Genomic DNA, 18,447 nt, shown 5'->3' with positions numbered 1-18,447 from the left:
ACCCGTACAGACCATGATTGAGACACGAACCCTGAGAGGGATTGACGCATAGTGCTCGACGTCAACTTCTTCGACGAGCTGCGGATCGGCCTGGCCACCGCGGACGACATCCGTCAGTGGTCCCACGGCGAGGTCAAGAAGCCGGAGACCATCAACTACCGCACCCTGAAGCCCGAAAAGGACGGACTCTTCTGCGAGAAGATCTTCGGCCCGACCCGGGACTGGGAGTGCTACTGCGGCAAGTACAAGCGCGTCCGCTTCAAGGGCATCATCTGTGAGCGGTGTGGCGTCGAGGTCACCCGTGCCAAGGTGCGCCGTGAGCGGATGGGCCACATCGAGCTGGCCGCTCCCGTCACCCACATCTGGTACTTCAAGGGCGTCCCGTCCCGTCTGGGCTACCTGCTGGACCTCGCCCCGAAGGACCTGGAGAAGGTCATCTACTTCGCGGCGTACATGATCACGTACGTCGACGAGGAGCGCCGCACCCGCGATCTGCCCTCGCTGGAGGCCCACGTCTCCGTCGAGCGCCAGCAGATCGAGAACCGCCGCGACGCCGACCTCGAGGCCCGCGCCAAGAAGCTCGAGACCGACCTGGCCGAGCTCGAGGCCGAGGGCGCCAAGGCCGACGTGCGCCGCAAGGTGCGCGAGGGCGCCGAGCGCGAGATGAAGCAGCTGCGCGACCGCGCCCAGCGCGAGATCGACCGTCTCGACGAGGTGTGGAACCGCTTCAAGAACCTCAAGGTCCAGGACCTCGAGGGCGACGAGCTGCTCTACCGCGAGCTGCGCGACCGCTTCGGCACGTACTTCGACGGTTCGATGGGTGCCGCGGCGCTGCAGAAGCGCCTGGAGTCCTTCGACCTCGACGAGGAGGCCGAGAAGCTCCGCGAGATCATCCGCACGGGCAAGGGCCAGAAGAAGACCCGCGCCCTGAAGCGGCTGAAGGTCGTCTCCGCGTTCCTGCAGACCTCCAACAGCCCCAAGGGCATGGTCCTGGACTGCGTCCCGGTCATCCCGCCGGACCTGCGTCCGATGGTGCAGCTGGACGGTGGCCGCTTCGCGACCTCCGACCTGAACGACCTGTACCGCCGTGTGATCAACCGCAACAACCGCCTCAAGCGTCTCCTTGACCTCGGTGCCCCCGAGATCATCGTGAACAACGAGAAGCGGATGCTGCAGGAGGCCGTCGACGCGCTGTTCGACAACGGCCGCCGCGGTCGCCCGGTCACCGGTCCCGGTAACCGCCCGCTGAAGTCCCTCAGCGACATGCTGAAGGGCAAGCAGGGCCGCTTCCGTCAGAACCTGCTCGGTAAGCGAGTCGACTACTCGGCGCGTTCCGTCATCGTCGTCGGCCCGCAGCTCAAGCTGCACCAGTGCGGTCTGCCCAAGGCCATGGCGCTGGAGCTCTTCAAGCCGTTCGTGATGAAGCGCCTGGTCGACCTGAACCACGCGCAGAACATCAAGTCGGCCAAGCGCATGGTCGAGCGCGGCCGCACCGTGGTGTACGACGTCCTCGAAGAGGTCATCGCCGAGCACCCGGTGCTGCTGAACCGTGCGCCCACGCTGCACCGCCTCGGCATCCAGGCCTTCGAGCCGCAGCTGGTCGAGGGCAAGGCCATCCAGATCCACCCGCTCGTCTGCACCGCGTTCAACGCGGACTTCGACGGTGACCAGATGGCCGTGCACCTGCCGCTGTCCGCGGAGGCGCAGGCCGAGGCCCGCATCCTGATGCTGTCCTCGAACAACATCCTCAAGCCGGCCGACGGCCGTCCCGTCACCATGCCTACCCAGGACATGGTGCTGGGCCTCTTCTTCCTCACCACGGACGAGGAGGAGCGCGAGGTCAAGGGTGAGGGCCGCGCCTTCAACTCCAGCGCCGAAGCGATCATGGCGTTCGACATGGGCGAGCTCTCGCTCCAGGCGAAGGTCGACATCCGCTTCCCGATCGGCACCGTCCCGCCGCGTGGCTGGACCCCGCCGGTCGCCGAAGAGGGCGAGCCGGAGTGGCAGCAGGGTGACTCGTTCCGCCTGCGGACGACCCTGGGCCGTGCGCTCTTCAACGAGCTGCTGCCCGAGGACTACCCGTTCGTCGACTACTCGGTCGGCAAGAAGCAGCTCTCCGAGATCGTCAACGACCTCGCCGAGCGCTACCCCAAGGTCATCGTGGCGGCGACGCTCGACAACCTGAAGGCGGCCGGCTTCTACTGGGCGACCCGTTCCGGTGTCACCGTCGCCATCTCCGACGTCGTCGTTCCCGAGGCGAAGAAGGAGATCGTCAAGTCGTACGAGGCTCAGGACGAGAAGGTCCAGAAGCAGTACGAGCGCGGTCTGATCACCAAGGACGAGCGCACGCAGGAGCTCATCGCGATCTGGACCAAGGCGACCAACGAGGTTGCCGAGGCGATGAACGACAACTTCCCGAAGACCAACCCGATCTTCATGATGGTGAACTCGGGTGCACGAGGCAACATGATGCAGATGCGTCAGATTGCCGGTATGCGTGGTCTGGTGTCGAACGCGAAGAACGAGACGATCCCGCGTCCGATCAAGGCGTCCTTCCGTGAGGGCCTGTCGGTGCTGGAGTACTTCATCTCCACGCACGGTGCCCGTAAGGGTCTCGCCGACACCGCCCTGCGTACCGCCGACTCGGGTTACCTGACCCGTCGTCTGGTGGACGTCTCGCAGGACGTGATCATCCGCGAGGAGGACTGCGGCACCGAGCGCGGTCTGAAGCTGCGGATCGCCGAGCGCGGCGCCGACGGCGTCCTCCGCAAGGCGGACGACGTGGAGACGTCCGTGTACGCGCGGATGCTCGCCGAGGACGTCGTCGTCGACGGCAAGGTCATCGCGCCGGCCAACGTCGACCTGGGTGACGTGCTCATCGACGCCCTGGTCAACGCGGGCGTCGAGGAGGTCAAGACCCGCTCGGTCCTGACCTGTGAGTCCGCGGTCGGCACCTGTGCCTTCTGCTACGGCCGTTCGCTCGCCACCGGCAAGCTGGTCGACATCGGTGAGGCGGTCGGCATCATCGCCGCCCAGTCCATCGGTGAGCCCGGTACCCAGCTGACGATGCGTACCTTCCACACCGGTGGTGTGGCCGGTGACGACATCACCCAGGGTCTGCCCCGTGTCGTCGAGCTCTTCGAGGCCCGTACGCCGAAGGGTGTCGCCCCGATCTCCGAGGCCTCCGGCCGCGTGCGGATCGAGGAGACCGAGAAGACCAAGAAGATCGTCGTCACCCCGGACGACGGCAGCGACGAGACGGCCTACCCGATCTCGAAGCGCGCCAAGGTCCTGGTGCACGAGGGCGACCACGTCGAGGTGGGCCAGAAGCTCACCGCGGGTGCCACCAACCCGCACGACGTGCTGCGCATCCTCGGCCAGCGTGCCGTCCAGGTCCACCTGGTCGGCGAGGTCCAGAAGGTCTACAACTCGCAGGGCGTGTCGATCCACGACAAGCACATCGAGATCATCATCCGGCAGATGCTGCGCCGCGTGACGATCATCGAGTCCGGCGACGCGGAGCTCCTGCCGGGCGAGCTGGTCGAGCGGTCGAAGTTCGAGTCGGAGAACCGTCGTGTGGTCACCGAGGGCGGTCACCCCGCCTCCGGCCGTCCGCAGCTGATGGGTATCACCAAGGCGTCGCTGGCGACGGAGTCGTGGCTGTCCGCGGCCTCCTTCCAGGAGACGACCAGGGTCCTGACGGACGCGGCGATCAACGCCAAGTCCGACTCCCTGATCGGCCTCAAGGAGAACGTCATCATCGGTAAGCTCATCCCGGCCGGTACGGGCCTGTCCCGCTACCGCAACATCCGGGTCGAGCCGACCGAGGAGGCCAAGGCCGCGATGTACTCGGCCGTCGGCTACGACGACATCGACTACTCGCCGTTCGGCACCGGCTCCGGCCAGGCCGTTCCGCTGGAGGACTACGACTACGGTCCGTACAACCAGTAAGCGAGTCGCTTGATCGACCGAAGGGCGGTCACCCCGTTTCGTACGGGGTGACCGCCCTTCGGCGTTTCCGCCGTGTCTATCGCCGCGGTTGCAGGTACGGCTGGAGGTGGTGCAGCCGGGTGTAGTGGTCCGGGTGCGAGGCGAGCAGCTTGCTCAGCGCGCTCTCCTGCGGCGGCGGCTGGCCGTGGTACGCCGCGACGGCCGCGGCCTGCGCCTGCTGTTGCTGCTCCGCCTGGTGGAGCTTGTCGAGGACGGCGGCCAGCATCGGCGCGAAGCCCAGCGCCGCCGCGTGCTGGTCGGCCCGCAGCTCGGCACGCCGGCCGACGGCGGCGAGTGCGTACGGAACGCCGAGGATGAGGAGCGGAAGCCCGTACAGGGTGCTGATCGTCGCGAGCGCGATGGCACCGAAGACGAGGACGACGATCCCCATGCCGAAGCAGGAGAACAGGCGGGACACCTTGAAGACCGCCGACGAGACGGCCCGCAGCACGCGCCAGGCGATACGGCCGGGAAGCGCGTACCAGTAACCGAGTAGCGAGGACCACGCGTGGCCGCCCACGTGGTGGCCCAGTTCGTGCGCCAGGACGGCGGCGAGCTCGCCGTTGGGCAGCTGGTTCATGGCGAAGCGGGTGACCCCGACGATGTGGCCGGCGGCGGCGACCGCGTTGAGGTGGTCGCTGTCCTCGACCCACAGCTCGTAGTTCCGTCCCTCGACCCCGGCGCGTGCGGTGACCTCCCGCCAGACCGGTTCGAGCCTCGCGCGCTCCTGCGCGGTGGGGTAGCGCAGGCGCAGCAGGCGGCGGGCGACGGCACTCTCGGTCGGCCGGTGGAACACCAGGGCCCCGCTGAGCAGCCAGGCGACGAACACGATGACGCCGAGGCCGCCGAAGATCAGCGAGACCAGGGCCATGACGAACACGCTGCAGAGGAAGTGGGGGAGGTAGAGCAGCAGGTTCCCGACGGCCGTGGCGTCCGCGCCCCGCTGACTGTCGGAGATGTGGATACGGCGCCGGTCGGTGCTGATGTGGTGCGGGTGGGAGGGGTCGTCGGGGTGGAGGGCGGCGGTGGGCGGCAGCGTTGCGGCTGACGGGCCGGCGTGAGCGGCGGGGTCGGGTGCGGCTGGGGCGGGGTGGGGGTGTTGCGGGATGTGGGGGCCGTGAGGTGGCTGGGGGTACTGAGGGTTTTGCGGGGGCTGAGGGGCGTGTGTCTGGGGGTACTGCGGGCTCTGAGGCGCGTGAGTCTGGGGGTACTGCGGTGGGACGGCGGCCTGGGGTGTCCCGGGGTACGTGGGCGGCGGGGCCGTGGCCGTGGGGTACGCGGGCGGCGGGGCCGGCGGGGTGGGCTCGGGGTACTGCGGGGCGGCGGGTGAGGGCTCCGGGTACGGGGGCGGCGAGCCCGGGTACTGCGGTTCCTGGGGTTGCGACATGGTGTTCCTTCGAGATCCTTCGCGGTGTGGGGACGACGTCAGCCGACGAGCAGGGACGCGGGGAGAAGGACCGCGCCCGCCGAGAACGCGAGCACGCCGGTCCGTATCCACTGGTGCTTGCGAGCGGCGATGCGGCTGTTCTCGGTCAGCGCCGCGAGGAGCGAGGCGGCGCCGGCGCGCTCGGTTTCGGCGAGCGCCTCCGCCAGCAGGCCGTGCCGTACGGCCTCCTGGATGTCACCGAAGTACGACAGGGGCTGCCCCGGCTCCCAGTCGCTCCCGCCGTACCGCGGCACGATGGCCATCAGCAGGGCCAGCAGGGCCAGGGCGAGCGCGGCCGCGCCGGCCCACCAGGCGGCCGCGCCGGGCGGGGACAGCGTGCCGGGGTTCCACCCGCGGCCGGCGAGCAGACCGCTGACCACTCCGGCGGTCATACCGAGGGCGGCGACCAGGACGGACGCCTTGTGGTCGGCGCGGGCGATCTCGGAGCGCAGGTCGGCCAGCAGCCGGGCGGCGGCCTCCGGGACGGGGTCCGTCACGGTGCACCGGCCCCCTGGGCGGGGCCGTCCTCGGGCGCCGCGTCCGCCGGGGCCGGGGTGGCGCGCGGCTCGGCGGGAGCCTGCGGATCGGCGGGGGCCTGCGGCTCGCGCGGATCGGCGGGGGCCCGCGGCGGCACGGGCGGCCCCGCCGGTGGCTGCGGGGGCATGGCCGGGGCGCTGCCGTACCCCGGTGGCGGCTGCCAGCCCTGGAACGTGCCGCCCCCGGGCAGGCTGGCGGGTCGAGACGGCGGGGGCGCCTCCCGCTGGGTGCTGGGCTGGGGGTCAGCGGGGTGCGGTGCGGGCTGCGGGGTGAACGGTGGCGCGGCGGGGGACTGCGGGGCACCGGGCTGGGGGGTGGACGGTGGCGCGGCGGGCGGCTGGGCGGCGGGCGGTGGTGGTGTGACGGGCGGTGGTGCGGTCGGAGGGAGGGGGAACTGGGAGTGGGCCGGGGCGTTTTGGGCCACGCCCGGGAGGCGTTGGTTCAGGATGTCGCTGACCGCCCGCAGGGCGAGCTGCTTGGGGCCCTCCAGTTCGTAGTTCTCCGCGCCCTCGCTGCCCAGCAGCTGGCCGACCAGGTCCATCTGGGCCTGGATCAGGCGCAGCTGGTCTTCCCGCATGCTGTTCATGACCAGCCGGGAGTCCTCGGGGTGCTGCGCCAGGTGCAGGGCCCAGGCATGGACGCCGCCCTGCTGGAGGTGCCACTGGTAGAACTCGATCTTCTGCGCCTCGATCTGCTGCATCTCGACCGCCTGGCGGGCCTCCAGCACGGCCCGTTCGTGCTGCCACGCCTGCTGCTGCAGCGCCAGCTCCTGCTGCTGCTGTCCGTACTCCATGGCGCGGCCCACCTGGAGGGCGTCCTGTTGTCTGCTGCGACGGTCCAGGGCGACGTCGTACTCCATACCGCGCCGCTCGGTGTGGATCTGTTCCGTGGCCGCGTGGTCGATGGCCTGGAGCCGCAACTGGTGGTCGATGTTCTCCTGGTCGCGGCGCAGCCGGACCGTCCACGTCACCGTCAGTCCCACCGACGCGCCCAGCGGGCCCCGCGCGGTGACGGCGTGCAGCAGCTCCCGCTCGGCCGCCGCGCTCTCGGCGATCGCGAAGCGGCGCGCCACCGGCCGGGCGGCCTGCTCCAGCTCGCCGAGCAGCAGCCGCGGCACGTCCCGGTGGCCGCTCTCCACGAACCGGGCGGGATCGGCCACCTGCCAGGACAGCTCGGCCACGACCCCGAACTCGAAGGCGTCGTTGTCGCTGGGCAGCCTGATCTCCGCCCGTACCGGGTGGACGCCCATGTCGACCTCGTACACCGCGGTGTACCGCCGGGCCGCGGCCTCCGAGCGGGACGGCCGCCGCGGCGGCAGATAGGCGTCGTACGTGCCCTTCGGGGTGGCGAAGACCAGGGCGTGGTCGATCCGGGTCAGGGACTTCCGGGCGAAGTCGAACCGCGCGAGCTGCCGCACGGTGAGCACCGGGTCGATCAACTGGGTGTGCCGGTCGGCGTCCTGCACCCAGTCGAACGGGCGGCGGAAGTCGGGCATGGGGACGTTACTCCTCGCGGGTGTCAGTGGGGCGGGCGCGGCAGGACGGTGAGCAGACGGCTCGCGACGGGTGGCGGGGGAGCCCCGTCCTCGCCGGGCTTGGTCCGCAGCAGGTGGTCCAGCCGCTGGTGTTCGGAGGTCGTGGTGACCAGCGCGGGCAGGAGCGCCGCGAGCTGCCACTCGACGCCCTGGTCGCGCTCGGCCGCCAGGACCCAGCGGTGCAGTACGTCGATCGCGTTGTCCGTGTGGGCGCGGTCGCCGAGGGCGGTGCGCCACAGGGTGGCGATGTGGCGCGCGGCCGGGCTCTGCTCGGTGGCGGCGCGCGCGTACCAGTGCAGGACCAGGGGCCGGCCGTACCGCTCGTCGTGCTCGGTGTGGTGGCAGGCCCTGACGAAGCCGCGCACGGCCAGTTCCAGGACGGCCCGGTCGTCGTACATGGTCCGGATCAGTTCCGACAGGACCCGGTCACCGGCCGGGGAGAGCAGCAGCAGCTCCACCGACTCGGAGAGCTCGGCCGTCAGCAGCTCGTCGGGCTTGTCCTGGGCGTCCTGGTGGCGGGCCGCCGCCCGCAGCGCGGCCAGGGCCTCCACCGGCCGCCCCGGGCCGATCAGCCCGTGCGTACGGATCGCCACCCAGCACAGGCGCTGGTCGTCGCTCTCGCACCAGGAGTCGAGGATGCGTGGCACGTTGGGTGTGCCGATGAGGTGGGCGAGGGTGAGCGCGTTCACGGCGACGAGGCGGTGCCGGAAGCGGTTCGAGGTCGCCCACACCTCGATGACCAGGGCCATCGCGGACGGAAGGTCGGTGAACGCGAGGACGGCGGCGGTCGCCGCCGCGCGGGTACGCACCAGGGGGCGGCCGTCGCCCGCGAGCCGCTGCAACCAGGCGATCAGGGCGGGCCGGGCGGACGGGTGGCCCGTCCACACCTCACGTAACAGGACCAGCGCGGCGCGGTCGTCCTCGTACCGTGCCTTGAGCTGGCTGACCGGGCCCCACTCGGTGTGCTCCTCCTCCTCGTACCGTCTGGCCCTGGCGAGCTGGAGGCGCTTGCCGATGTGCGTACCGAAGACGGGGACCTCGGGCGGCCGTGAGGGGTTCTCCGTCTTCTGGAGGAAGGCGTACAGCAGGTCGCTCAGCTCGGCCGTCAGCGCGTACGGCCCGCCGTCGAAGGCGGCCAGCGCGACCAGGAACGCCTTGTCACGCAGGTGCAGGGAGTCCTCGTCCTGCTCGAACCACTCCTGGACCTGGCTCTCCAGCGCGGCCTGCGAGAACTGCTCGACCTGCCGCTCCTCGGCCCGCCCGGCCGCGTACCCGGCGAGGACCGGGGCGTACGCGGCCGCCTCGCGGAGCTGGTGGCTGCGGGAGAGGAACTCGGTGACCGGTGGCAGGGCCAGCAGCTTCCGTACGGTCCCGTCGTCCGTCCCGGCGCGCAGGTGGGCTTCCAGTACGGCGGCGGTGGCGGGCGGCTGCCAGGCGGCGGGAGTGACGTCCTCCAGGGCGGCGGTGGGACCGACCGTGATGACCAGGTACGCGTCCTTCTCGGCCAGCCGGTCCCGGGCGGCCAGCAGGTGCGCCTCCCGCAGGGGCCGGTCACGCCGGGTGAGCGGATCGCACAGCACCTGCCCGCCCGCCTCGATCCGCCCCGCGAGCTCGCCGGGGCCGGTCTCGCGGTCCAGTGCGCGTACGGGCGTGGCGCCCAGGCGGTGCAGCAGCATCAGGGCGGCGGTGCGCCGGCCGGTGAACCGGGCGCCCGAGAGCACCAGGACCCGTTCGGCGCGCAACCGCTCGACCAGGGCGTCGAAGGCCTCGTCCCCGCCGGTGACGAAGCGGGCGGCCAGCCGGGTGAGCGTCGTCTCCGGCACCTCGCCGGAGGAGTGGGCGGTCGTCGCGCCACCGAACTGGTAGACGATCTCGGTCTTGGCGCCCAGGTGGACGTTGCCGGAGAAGTGGCCGCCGCTGATGCCGTGGTGGTCCGCCCCGACGACGCCGCCGGTGACGTTCCAGGGGCTGTGGTTGATCAGGTCACGCCGTGCGGACCAGGCGTTCTGGCGCTGGTCCTGTTCCTCCGGCGGAGTCTCCCCTGCGGCGTCCTTGGCCCCGTCGGTCCGTTCGGCCGGGTTCTCGGGCTCGGGCGCCGGGGGTCCGGCGCCCGCCTCCTCGGTGCTCACGCGTCACCGCCGATCGTCACGTCACCGTGGAAGGTGCCGCCGCTGATGCCGTGGTGGCTGCCGCCGACGAACCCGCCGTCGACGCGGACGTCCGCGCCACGGAAGTCGTACGCGGGTCCCGGTGCCGGGCGGTCCCCCGATCCGCCCGGCACCGGAGTGCGGGGCCCCGCTGCGGTGGCGCCGGCCCCGGCCGCCCGCGTGGGCACCGGGCCGTGCAGCCATGCCCGCAGGGGGCCGTTCTTGCTGGTCACCGTGATGGGGTGGAAGTCCTCGGCCGGAATGCCCGGGTGCCCGTGGCGCACGATCCCGGAGTGCACGCCCTCCGAGACGCACAGCGCGAAGTCGTCCGCGCGCTCCCGCAGCGCGGCGCGCAGCAGCTCGGCGTCCAGCAGGCGGCAGGCGTGGTTCAGGTCCGAGCCCACCCAGCCGTCGAGCTCGTCGACCGCCACGTAACCGGTGGCGAGCACGGCGCGCAGCCGGATCTGCGCCGAACTGGACGCCATCCGGTTCACGGCCCTGAGCTGGACCGGTACCTCGGTGAGCAGGGCCCGCAGCAGCGAGGTCACCGACGCGTTGGCGTCGATCAGCTCCATGACGGAGTCGCCGCGGTCGGCGCGCAGCCGGAGGGTCTCGTCGATGCCCGCGCGCTCCAGCGCGCCGTCGCTGATGCCGTACAGCATGCGGCGCAGGTACGCCTGCTCGACGTCGTCACGGTCGCTGTACTTCTCGATGTCGAGCAGGAGGATCGTCCGGCTCACGGGGTCGGTCATGGTCGCCTTTCCGGTGGGAGGGGAGCAACAGCAGAGTGGCGACCCGGTGACCCGTGTGGTGAGGAACGATGACCCACTCCAAGTGTGACCGTGTGCACAGAAGGACGCGTGCGGACGGTGGGGTCAGTCGTCGGGGCGCTCGGCGCGGGCGATCCGGCGCAGTACGTCGGGGCGCATGATCAGCAGCGTGCGGCGCCCGGTGGCCACCGCCTCCCGCGTCCGCAGCTCCTTCAGCAGCCGCTGCACCATCTCCCGGGAGGCCCCCACCGACCCGGCGAGCTCCTGTTTGCTCAGCGGTACGGCCACCTCGATGCCCTCGTCCGTACGCCGGCCGTGCATCCGCGCGAGGTCCAGCAGCAGCGCCGCGAACCGCTCCCGCACGCTCATGGACGCGAACTGCAGCCGCCGGCGGTCGGCGGCGCGCGTGCGGTCGGAGGTGAGACCGAGCAGGGCGAACGAGACTGCCGGGGAGCGGGCGAGGAAGTCGGTGAACCGTTCGTGCTCCACGGCCACCGCCCGCACGGGCTCCAGCGCGGTCACGGTCGCCGAGCGGGGGCGGCCGGTCAGGGCGGCGGACTCGCCGACGATGTCGCCCGGCCCGCGCAGGGCGAGGAGCGCCTCGTACCCATTGGCGGCGGACGCGGTGACCTTGGTCCAGCCGTGGACGAGGAACAGCACGTGCGAGGACGGCTCGTGCTGGTGGAGCAGGACCATGCGGGGCGCGAAGCCCAGCTCGCGCCCGAGCCCCAGCAGTGCGTGGCGGTCGTCCGTCTCCAGCCGTGCGAGGAACGGCACCCGGTCGTCCAGCCCCCCGCCGCCCCCGACCGCGCCCGGCCCGGTGCCCGGGCCCGCGGGGGCGGTGGGGCGGGGTGCCGGGACCGGGCGGGCGGTGTCGGGCCGGCCGGCGGGGGCGGCCGCGTCGCTGTCGGCGTCGCGGTTCGCGCTGCCCGGCCGGCTGCCTCCGCCGGATAAATTCGCCGCCGTCATGTGTCCCCCGATCGTCGAGCGGACCGATCAACGTACTGAAGACGCGGCACGGCGGGGGACCGAATGATGAGATCGAGCCACGAACGGTCGTATCCGGGGTGATCAATTGCGGCGTGTCGCTGCCGTCCGCATTTGTTTTGACCGAAGTCCGTGAGGTAGGTACGCTCAGACCTTGTGCCTGGGGTGTGCCTGGGCTCCTGTGCGTGTCCTCAGCCGCACGGCGAGTCGAGCATCGGCCACCGTAATCTGCGCCCCTTTCCGCCATGCGGCGGGAGTTCGCAGTATTCGACACACCCGACCGCGTGGGTCGGCGACGTTCCAGGTTAGCTTTACTACACGGCACACAGAAACCGGAGAAGTAGTGCCTACGATCCAGCAGCTGGTCCGGAAGGGCCGGCAGGACAAGGTCGAGAAGAACAAGACGCCCGCACTCGAGGGTTCCCCTCAGCGTCGCGGCGTCTGCACGCGTGTGTTCACGACCACCCCGAAGAAGCCGAACTCGGCCCTCCGCAAGGTCGCGCGTGTGCGTCTGACCAGCGGGATCGAGGTCACGGCTTACATCCCGGGTGAGGGACACAACCTGCAGGAGCACTCCATCGTGCTCGTGCGTGGTGGCCGTGTGAAGGACCTGCCGGGTGTTCGCTACAAGATCATCCGCGGCTCGCTCGACACCCAGGGTGTCAAGAACCGCAAGCAGGCCCGCAGCCGCTACGGCGCCAAGAAGGAGAAGTAAGAATGCCTCGTAAGGGCCCCGCCCCGAAGCGCCCGGTCATCATCGACCCGGTCTACGGTTCTCCTCTGGTGACCTCGCTCATCAACAAGATCCTGCTGAACGGCAAGCGCTCCACCGCCGAGCGGATCGTCTACGGCGCCATGGAAGGCCTCCGCGAGAAGACCGGCAACGACCCGGTCATCACGCTGAAGCGCGCCCTCGAGAACGTCAAGCCGTCTCTCGAGGTCAAGTCCCGCCGCGTCGGTGGCGCCACCTACCAGGTGCCGATCGAGGTCAAGCCCGGTCGCGCCTCCACGCTCGCGCTGCGCTGGCTCGTGGGTTACTCCCGCGCCCGTCGCGAGAAGACCATGACCGAGCGCCTCATGAACGAGCTCCTCGACGCCTCCAACGGCCTCGGTGCTTCGGTCAAGAAGCGTGAGGACACGCACAAGATGGCCGAGTCCAACAAGGCCTTCGCGCACTACCGCTGGTAGTCGCACCCACATCGAGACCGAGAGAAGACTGAAGCCTTATGGCTACCACTTCGCTTGACCTGGCCAAGGTCCGCAACATCGGGATCATGGCCCACATCGACGCGGGCAAGACGACCACCACCGAGCGGATCCTGTTCTACACCGGTGTCTCCTACAAGATCGGTGAAGTCCACGACGGCGCTGCCACGATGGACTGGATGGAGCAGGAGCAGGAGCGCGGCATCACGATCACGTCTGCCGCGACGACCTGCCACTGGCCGCTGGAAGACGTTGACCACACCATCAACATCATCGACACCCCGGGCCACGTCGACTTCACCGTCGAGGTGGAGCGTTCGCTCCGCGTGCTCGACGGTGCGGTGACGGTGTTCGACGGCGTCGCCGGCGTTGAGCCGCAGTCCGAGACCGTGTGGCGTCAGGCGGACCGCTACGGCGTTCCGCGTATCTGCTTCGTCAACAAGCTCGACCGCACCGGCGCCGAGTTCCACCGCTGTGTCGACATGATCAGCGACCGCCTGGGCGCGCAGCCGATCGTCATGCAGCTCCCGATCGGTGCCGAGGCCGACTTCAAGGGCGTCATCGACCTCGTTCGTATGAAGGCCCTGGTCTGGTCCGCCGAGGCGGCCAAGGGCGAGATGTACGACATCGTCGACATCCCGGACACCCACACCGAGGCTGCCGAGGAGTACCGCGGCAAGCTGCTCGAGGCCGTGGCCGAGAACGACGAAGAGATCATGGAGCTGTACCTGGAGGGCCAGGAGCCGTCCGAGGAGCAGCTGTACGCCGCGATCCGTCGTATCACCATCGCCTCCGGCAAGGGCACCGGCACCACGGTGACCCCGGTGTTCTGCGGCACCGCGTTCAAGAACAAGGGCGTCCAGCCCCTGCTCGACGCGGTCGTGCGCTACCTGCCGTCGCCCGTCGACATCGAGGCCATCGAGGGCCACGACGTCAAGGACGCGGAGACGGTCGTCAAGCGCAAGCCGTCCGACGACGAGCCGCTGTCGGCGCTGGCGTTCAAGATCATGAGCGACCCGCACCTCGGCAAGCTCACCTTCGTCCGGATCTACTCCGGTCGCCTGGAGTCCGGCACCTCGGTGCTGAACTCGGTCAAGGGCAAGAAGGAGCGCATCGGCAAGATCTACCGCATGCACGCGAACAAGCGTGAGGAGATCGAGTCGGTGGGCGCCGGCGACATCATCGCCGTCATGGGTCTGAAGCAGACCACGACCGGTGAGACGCTGTGCGACGAGAAGAACCCGGTGATCCTGGAGTCCATGGACTTCCCGGCGCCGGTCATCGAGGTCGCCATCGAGCCCAAGTCCAAGGGTGACCAGGAGAAGCTGGGTGTCGCCATCCAGCGTCTCGCGGAGGAGGACCCCTCCTTCCAGGTGCACACCAACGAGGAGACCGGCCAGACCGTCATCGGCGGTATGGGCGAGCTTCACCTCGAGGTGCTCGTCGACCGCATGAAGCGCGAGTTCAAGGTCGAGGCCAACGTCGGTAAGCCTCAGGTCGCGTACCGTGAGACGATCCGCAAGGCCGTCGAGCGCGTGGACTACACCCACAAGAAGCAGACCGGTGGTACCGGTCAGTTCGCCAAGGTGCAGATCGCGGTCGAGCCGATCGAGGGCGGCGACGCCTCGTACGAGTTCGTCAACAAGGTCACCGGTGGCCGTATCCCGAAGGAATACATCCCTTCGGTGGACGCCGGCTGCCAGGAGGCCATGCAGTTCGGCATCCTCGCGGGCTACGAGATGACGGGCGTTCGCGTCACGCTTCTCGACGGTGCCTACCATGAGGTCGACTCCTCCGAGCTCGCCTTCAAGATCGCCGGTTCGCAGGCCTTCAAGGAGGCCGCGCGCAAGGCGTCCCCCGTGCTCCTTGAGCCGATGATGGCCGTCGAGGTCACCACGCCCGAGGACTACATGGGCGATGTCATCGGTGACATCAACTCCCGCCGTGGCCAGATCCAGGCCATGGAGGAGAGGGCTGGTGCCCGGGTCGTCAAGGGCCTGGTGCCGCTCTCGGAGATGTTCGGCTACGTCGGCGACCTCCGCAGCAAGACCTCGGGTCGCGCAAGCTACTCGATGCAGTTCGACTCCTACGCCGAGGTTCCGCGGAACGTCGCCGAGGAGATCATCGCGAAGGCCAAGGGCGAGTAACTCTCCCGGGTTCACGCTTTAGGCTTGACACCATCCGCCGGGGCTTCGGCCCCGAAACCCGAGGCAGGGTCCCCGGCGGGTGGCCACCCAGCAAAGATCACCTGGCGCCGATGAGTAAGGCGTACCAGAACCACTCTCAGGAGGACCCCAGTGGCGAAGGCGAAGTTCGAGCGGACTAAGCCGCACGTCAACATCGGCACCATCGGTCACATCGACCACGGTAAGACGACCCTCACGGCCGCCATTACCAAGGTGCTGCACGACGCGTTCCCGGACCTGAACGAGGCCTCGGCGTTCGACCAGATCGACAAGGCTCCTGAGGAGCGCCAGCGCGGTATCACCATCTCCATCGCGCACGTCGAGTACCAGACCGAGTCGCGTCACTACGCCCACGTCGACTGCCCCGGTCACGCGGACTACATCAAGAACATGATCACCGGTGCTGCCCAGATGGACGGCGCCATCCTCGTGGTCGCCGCCACCGACGGCCCGATGCCGCAGACCAAGGAGCACGTGCTCCTGGCCCGCCAGGTCGGCGTTCCGTACATCGTCGTCGCCCTGAACAAGGCCGACATGGTGGACGACGAGGAGATCCTGGAGCTCGTCGAGCTCGAGGTTCGTGAGCTGCTCACCGAGTACGAGTTCCCGGGCGACGACGTTCCGGTCGTCAAGGTCTCGGCGCTCAAGGCGCTCGAGGGCGACAAGGAGTGGGGCCAGTCGGTCCTGAACCTGATGGCCGCCGTCGACGAGTCGATCCCGCAGCCCGAGCGCGACGTCGACAAGCCGTTCCTGATGCCGATCGAGGACGTCTTCACGATCACCGGTCGCGGTACGGTCGTCACCGGCCGTATCGAGCGTGGTGTCCTCAAGGTCAACGAGACCGTCGACATCATCGGCATCAAGACCGAGAAGACCACCACCACGGTCACCGGCATCGAGATGTTCCGCAAGCTGCTCGACGAGGGCCAGGCCGGTGAGAACGTCGGTCTGCTCCTCCGTGGCATCAAGCGCGAGGACGTCGAGCGCGGCCAGTGCATCATCAAGCCGGGTTCGGTCACCCCGCACACCGAGTTCGAGGCGCAGGCGTACATCCTGTCCAAGGACGAGGGCGGCCGTCACACGCCGTTCTTCAACAACTACCGCCCGCAGTTCTACTTCCGTACCACGGACGTGACCGGCGTCGTGACCCTCCCCGAGGGCACCGAGATGGTCATGCCGGGCGACAACACCACCATGTCCGTCCAGCTGATCCAGCCGGTCGCCATGGAGGAGGGCCTCAAGTTCGCCATCCGTGAGGGTGGCCGGACCGTCGGCGCCGGCCAGGTCACCAAGATCACGAAGTAATTCCTGATCCGACCTGGTGGCTCGTCACCGAGCTGCAAGAAGGGCCCCGCACCGTCAGGTGCGGGGCCCTTCGCTTTGCGTTCGGCCCCGAGCGCGGGGCTTGGGAGGTCCTGCTCAGCTCCGGGTGCGGGGCTTGGGGTTCGGGCTCAGCTCCGGGTGCGGGGCTCCGGGGTCCAGGTCCAGGGGTGGGCGTCCGCGCCCATGCCTACGGCGACGACGCCGTGCCCGGCGCCGGCGTGGAGGGTGGCCGTCTCCAGGGCGACAGCCCCCTGCGTACGGGTCAGGAGGCGGCCCGCGGGGCCGGGGGTGCGGACCTGGAGGCGGCCGCGCAGGTCCTTGCCGAGGAGCACGGGGCCCTGGGGCGTGGCCGTCACGGCGACCGGGCCGTACCCGTCGAGGGCGACCCCGGGCAGGGGTGTGCCGTCGGGGCGTACTGCCGTCAGCTCCTTGCGGGTGGGCGCGCGGTAGTAGAGCGCCAGGCCGCCGTCGCGGGTCGTGGCCACCGCCACGGGGCCGCCCGAGACGGGTACGGCGTCACCGGCGCGTGAGGTGACGGCACCGCCCGGGGCGTCCTGTGTCCAGTGGTGGACGCTGTCGCGGCCCGCCGCGAACAGGTGGACGCGGCCGGTTGCGTCCACCGCCGCCGACAGCCCGTCCTGCACCTCGGCCCCGCCCAGGTCGCTCCAGGGCCCCCACGTACCGTCCGCCTCGCGGATCCGGCCGCTCACGCCCTTGTCCGCGTTGCGTACGAAGAGGTGGACCCGGCCGTCACGGTCGGCCACCGCCACCGGGACGCCCAGCCGCCGCCCCCGGTCGTCGCCGTGCTCCGGATTGCCGAGCCCGGTCCAGGCGAGGAACGCCCCGCCCGGCTCCCGCTGCTCCAGCAGCACGATCTCGCGCTTGTTCGGCCCGCCGTGCCCGCCGAGCGCCGCGAACCGCAGCCCGAACAGCAACTGCCGGCCGTCCTCCAGGGTCACCCCGCCGAGCCCGGGCGCCAGCGGCCCGCCGCCCAGGTCACCCGGCGCGCCCCACTGGCCGCTGCCGGGCTCCGTCTCGCGCCAGCGCACCGCACGCAGGCCGAGCACCCCGTACACGGCGAGCCGCCCGTCAGGCTCGGTGGCCACGACGGGCCCGGCGCCCGGGTAGCGGTAGTGGGTCGCCCGTACCCAGCCCTTCTTGTTGGTGAGCGGGCGGACGCCGCCGACGTTGTAGTCGCCGCAGCCGCCGCTGTTGCCGCAGTTCCAGGAGGGGTCGCCGCCGTACGGCACGAGGTGCGCGGCCTTCTCCTTGAGCACCGGGGCCGGGAGGTTCTTGGGCCAGTGCCGGTTGTAGTAGCCGCGGAAGGCCGTGGTCACGAAGGCGGGCAGAGCTCCGCCGTCCTTGGTCGCCTCCGCGACCCACCGGACCATGGCGGCCCAGCTGAAGGACGCGACGGCGGTGTGGTCGGCGTGGTCGGAGTAGCCGGGTTGCTCGGAGTCCTTCTTCCGGGTCTCCTCGTCGCTGTGCTGGATGTCGGGGTCCGGGTCCAGCGTGTGGATCACGGTCGGCCGGTACAGCTCCATCAGCCCGACGAGGACGTCGACGAGGGAGTCGTAGTCGTACGTGTCCGCCTTGCGTACGGGGGAGTCGTCGGCCACCAGGGTCCTGAGGCCCAGCGCCCGGTCCTTCCACAGGCTCGGCAGTGCCATCCAGCGGCGCGGGGCGTGCATGGAGAGGTTGAGGAAGATCAGCTCGACGCGGCGGTTGCCGTGGGTGAGGGTGTTGATCTCGGCACGGCGATCGCCCCGGAGGGTGATGACGCCCTTCTGCCAGGTGGTGAACATGTCGAGTCCGAGCATGGTCGCGTACGCCTGGCGGAGGCCCTGGTGGCGGGCGGAGGAGTAGGCCGCCTTGTCGGCGGGGATGTCCTTGCGGCCCGGTATGTGGTTCTTGCCGTCGTGCTCGCCGGCGGTGACGTACACGGAGACCAGGGGGACTCCGGCGTCCAGCATCCGCCGGCTGTCCGGGTTCATGAAGTACAGGTCGTCGTCCGGATGCGCCGCGATCTGCATCAGCTGCGCGCGCCGCGAGCTGGTGATCGGGATCCCCGGCGCGGGATCGGCGGTGGGCCCCCCGCGTCGCGGTGACGCGGGTACCGAACACCCGGTGACGGCCGCCAGTGCCACGGCGGGGGGGGGGGGGGGGGGGGGGAAGGCCGAACAAAAAAAAAAAGGCGGAAGCCCCCCCCCCCCCCCCCCCCCCCCCCCCCCCCCCCCCCCCTTTCCCCCCCCCCCCCCCCCCCCCCCCCCCCCCCCCCCCCCCCCCCCCCCCCCCCGGCCCCCCTCCTCCCCCCCCCCCCCCCCCCCCCCCCCCCCCCCCC

The 18,447-nt window shown here is 70.3% G+C and carries 12 protein-coding genes; 5 read left to right on the top strand and 7 right to left on the bottom strand.

The window, feature by feature from the left end:
• Positions 1-51: 51 nt before the first annotated feature.
• Positions 52-3,951, top strand: coding sequence for a DNA-directed RNA polymerase subunit beta' (locus ACZ6C1_RS26385; RefSeq protein WP_064069960.1), 3,900 nt, complete (start codon positions 52-54; stop codon positions 3,949-3,951).
• Between the two features lie 76 nt (positions 3,952-4,027).
• Here ACZ6C1_RS26385 and ACZ6C1_RS26380 read toward each other — a convergent pair whose 3' ends face one another.
• The 6 genes from ACZ6C1_RS26380 to ACZ6C1_RS26355 form a co-directional block, all read right to left on the bottom strand.
• Complete coding sequence (locus ACZ6C1_RS26380; RefSeq protein WP_469243862.1) at positions 4,028-5,377, bottom strand: M48 family metalloprotease; 1,350 nt, start codon at positions 5,375-5,377, stop codon at positions 4,028-4,030.
• Positions 5,378-5,415: 38 nt separating this feature from the next.
• A complete protein-coding gene (locus ACZ6C1_RS26375; RefSeq protein ID WP_469243860.1) occupies positions 5,416-5,913 on the bottom strand; it encodes a Pycsar system effector family protein in 498 nt (165 codons plus the stop codon).
• Positions 5,910-7,448, bottom strand: a complete 1,539-nt coding sequence (locus tag ACZ6C1_RS26370) for a hypothetical protein (RefSeq protein WP_469243858.1) — start codon at positions 7,446-7,448, stop codon at positions 5,910-5,912. Before ACZ6C1_RS26370 ends, ACZ6C1_RS26375 begins: the two co-directional genes overlap by 4 nt.
• A 23-nt stretch (positions 7,449-7,471) precedes the next feature.
• Positions 7,472-9,616, bottom strand: a complete 2,145-nt coding sequence (locus ACZ6C1_RS26365) for a hypothetical protein (RefSeq protein ID WP_469243856.1) — start codon at positions 9,614-9,616, stop codon at positions 7,472-7,474.
• A complete protein-coding gene (locus ACZ6C1_RS26360; RefSeq protein WP_469243854.1) occupies positions 9,613-10,386 on the bottom strand; it encodes a hypothetical protein in 774 nt (257 codons plus the stop codon). Before ACZ6C1_RS26360 ends, ACZ6C1_RS26365 begins: the two co-directional genes overlap by 4 nt.
• A 123-nt stretch (positions 10,387-10,509) precedes the next feature.
• Positions 10,510-11,373, bottom strand: a complete 864-nt coding sequence (locus ACZ6C1_RS26355; protein WP_469243853.1) for a Crp/Fnr family transcriptional regulator — start codon at positions 11,371-11,373, stop codon at positions 10,510-10,512.
• 361 nt (positions 11,374-11,734) lie between these two features.
• Here ACZ6C1_RS26355 and rpsL point away from each other — a divergent pair, with 361 nt between their 5' ends.
• The 4 genes from rpsL to tuf all read left to right on the top strand — a co-directional run bounded on the left by rpsL (position 11,735) and on the right by tuf (position 16,088).
• Positions 11,735-12,106, top strand: coding sequence for a 30S ribosomal protein S12 (rpsL, locus tag ACZ6C1_RS26350; protein ID WP_003948652.1), 372 nt, complete (start codon positions 11,735-11,737; stop codon positions 12,104-12,106).
• A gap of 2 nt (positions 12,107-12,108) precedes the next feature.
• Positions 12,109-12,579 (top strand): 30S ribosomal protein S7, encoded by a 471-nt coding sequence (gene rpsG, locus ACZ6C1_RS26345; protein ID WP_031076642.1) that lies wholly within the window; start codon positions 12,109-12,111, stop codon positions 12,577-12,579.
• Positions 12,580-12,617: 38 nt separating this feature from the next.
• Complete coding sequence (gene fusA / locus ACZ6C1_RS26340) at positions 12,618-14,744, top strand: elongation factor G (protein ID WP_064069959.1); 2,127 nt, start codon at positions 12,618-12,620, stop codon at positions 14,742-14,744.
• Positions 14,745-14,894: 150 nt separating this feature from the next.
• Positions 14,895-16,088, top strand: coding sequence for an elongation factor Tu (gene tuf / locus ACZ6C1_RS26335; protein WP_064069958.1), 1,194 nt, complete (start codon positions 14,895-14,897; stop codon positions 16,086-16,088).
• 146 nt (positions 16,089-16,234) lie between these two features.
• Here the strand turns inward: tuf and ACZ6C1_RS26330 are convergent, their stop codons facing one another.
• Positions 16,235-18,139 (bottom strand): PIG-L family deacetylase, encoded by a 1,905-nt coding sequence (locus ACZ6C1_RS26330; RefSeq protein WP_469243850.1) that lies wholly within the window; start codon positions 18,137-18,139, stop codon positions 16,235-16,237.
• Positions 18,140-18,447: the final 308 nt, after the last annotated feature.

It is taken from the genome of Streptomyces sp. NPDC041796 (assembly GCF_055590785.1).
The sequence above is the reverse complement of the archived record's forward strand: the minus strand, read 5'-3'. Positions and strand labels throughout refer to the sequence as shown.

Excerpts from the sequence above, each read along its gene's own strand:
- ACZ6C1_RS26370 (WP_469243858.1), bottom strand. The coding sequence starts at position 7,448 with ATGCCCGACTTCCGCCGCCCGTTCGACTGGGTGCAGGACGCCGACCGG.
- ACZ6C1_RS26330 (WP_469243850.1), bottom strand. The coding sequence starts at position 18,139 with ATGCAGATCGCGGCGCATCCGGACGACGACCTGTACTTCATGAACCCG.
- ACZ6C1_RS26380 (WP_469243862.1), bottom strand. The coding sequence starts at position 5,377 with ATGTCGCAACCCCAGGAACCGCAGTACCCGGGCTCGCCGCCCCCGTAC.
- ACZ6C1_RS26355 (WP_469243853.1), bottom strand. The coding sequence starts at position 11,373 with ATGACGGCGGCGAATTTATCCGGCGGAGGCAGCCGGCCGGGCAGCGCG.
- ACZ6C1_RS26360 (WP_469243854.1), bottom strand. The coding sequence starts at position 10,386 with ATGACCGACCCCGTGAGCCGGACGATCCTCCTGCTCGACATCGAGAAG.
- rpsG (WP_031076642.1), top strand. The coding sequence starts at position 12,109 with ATGCCTCGTAAGGGCCCCGCCCCGAAGCGCCCGGTCATCATCGACCCG.
- fusA (WP_064069959.1), top strand. The coding sequence starts at position 12,618 with ATGGCTACCACTTCGCTTGACCTGGCCAAGGTCCGCAACATCGGGATC.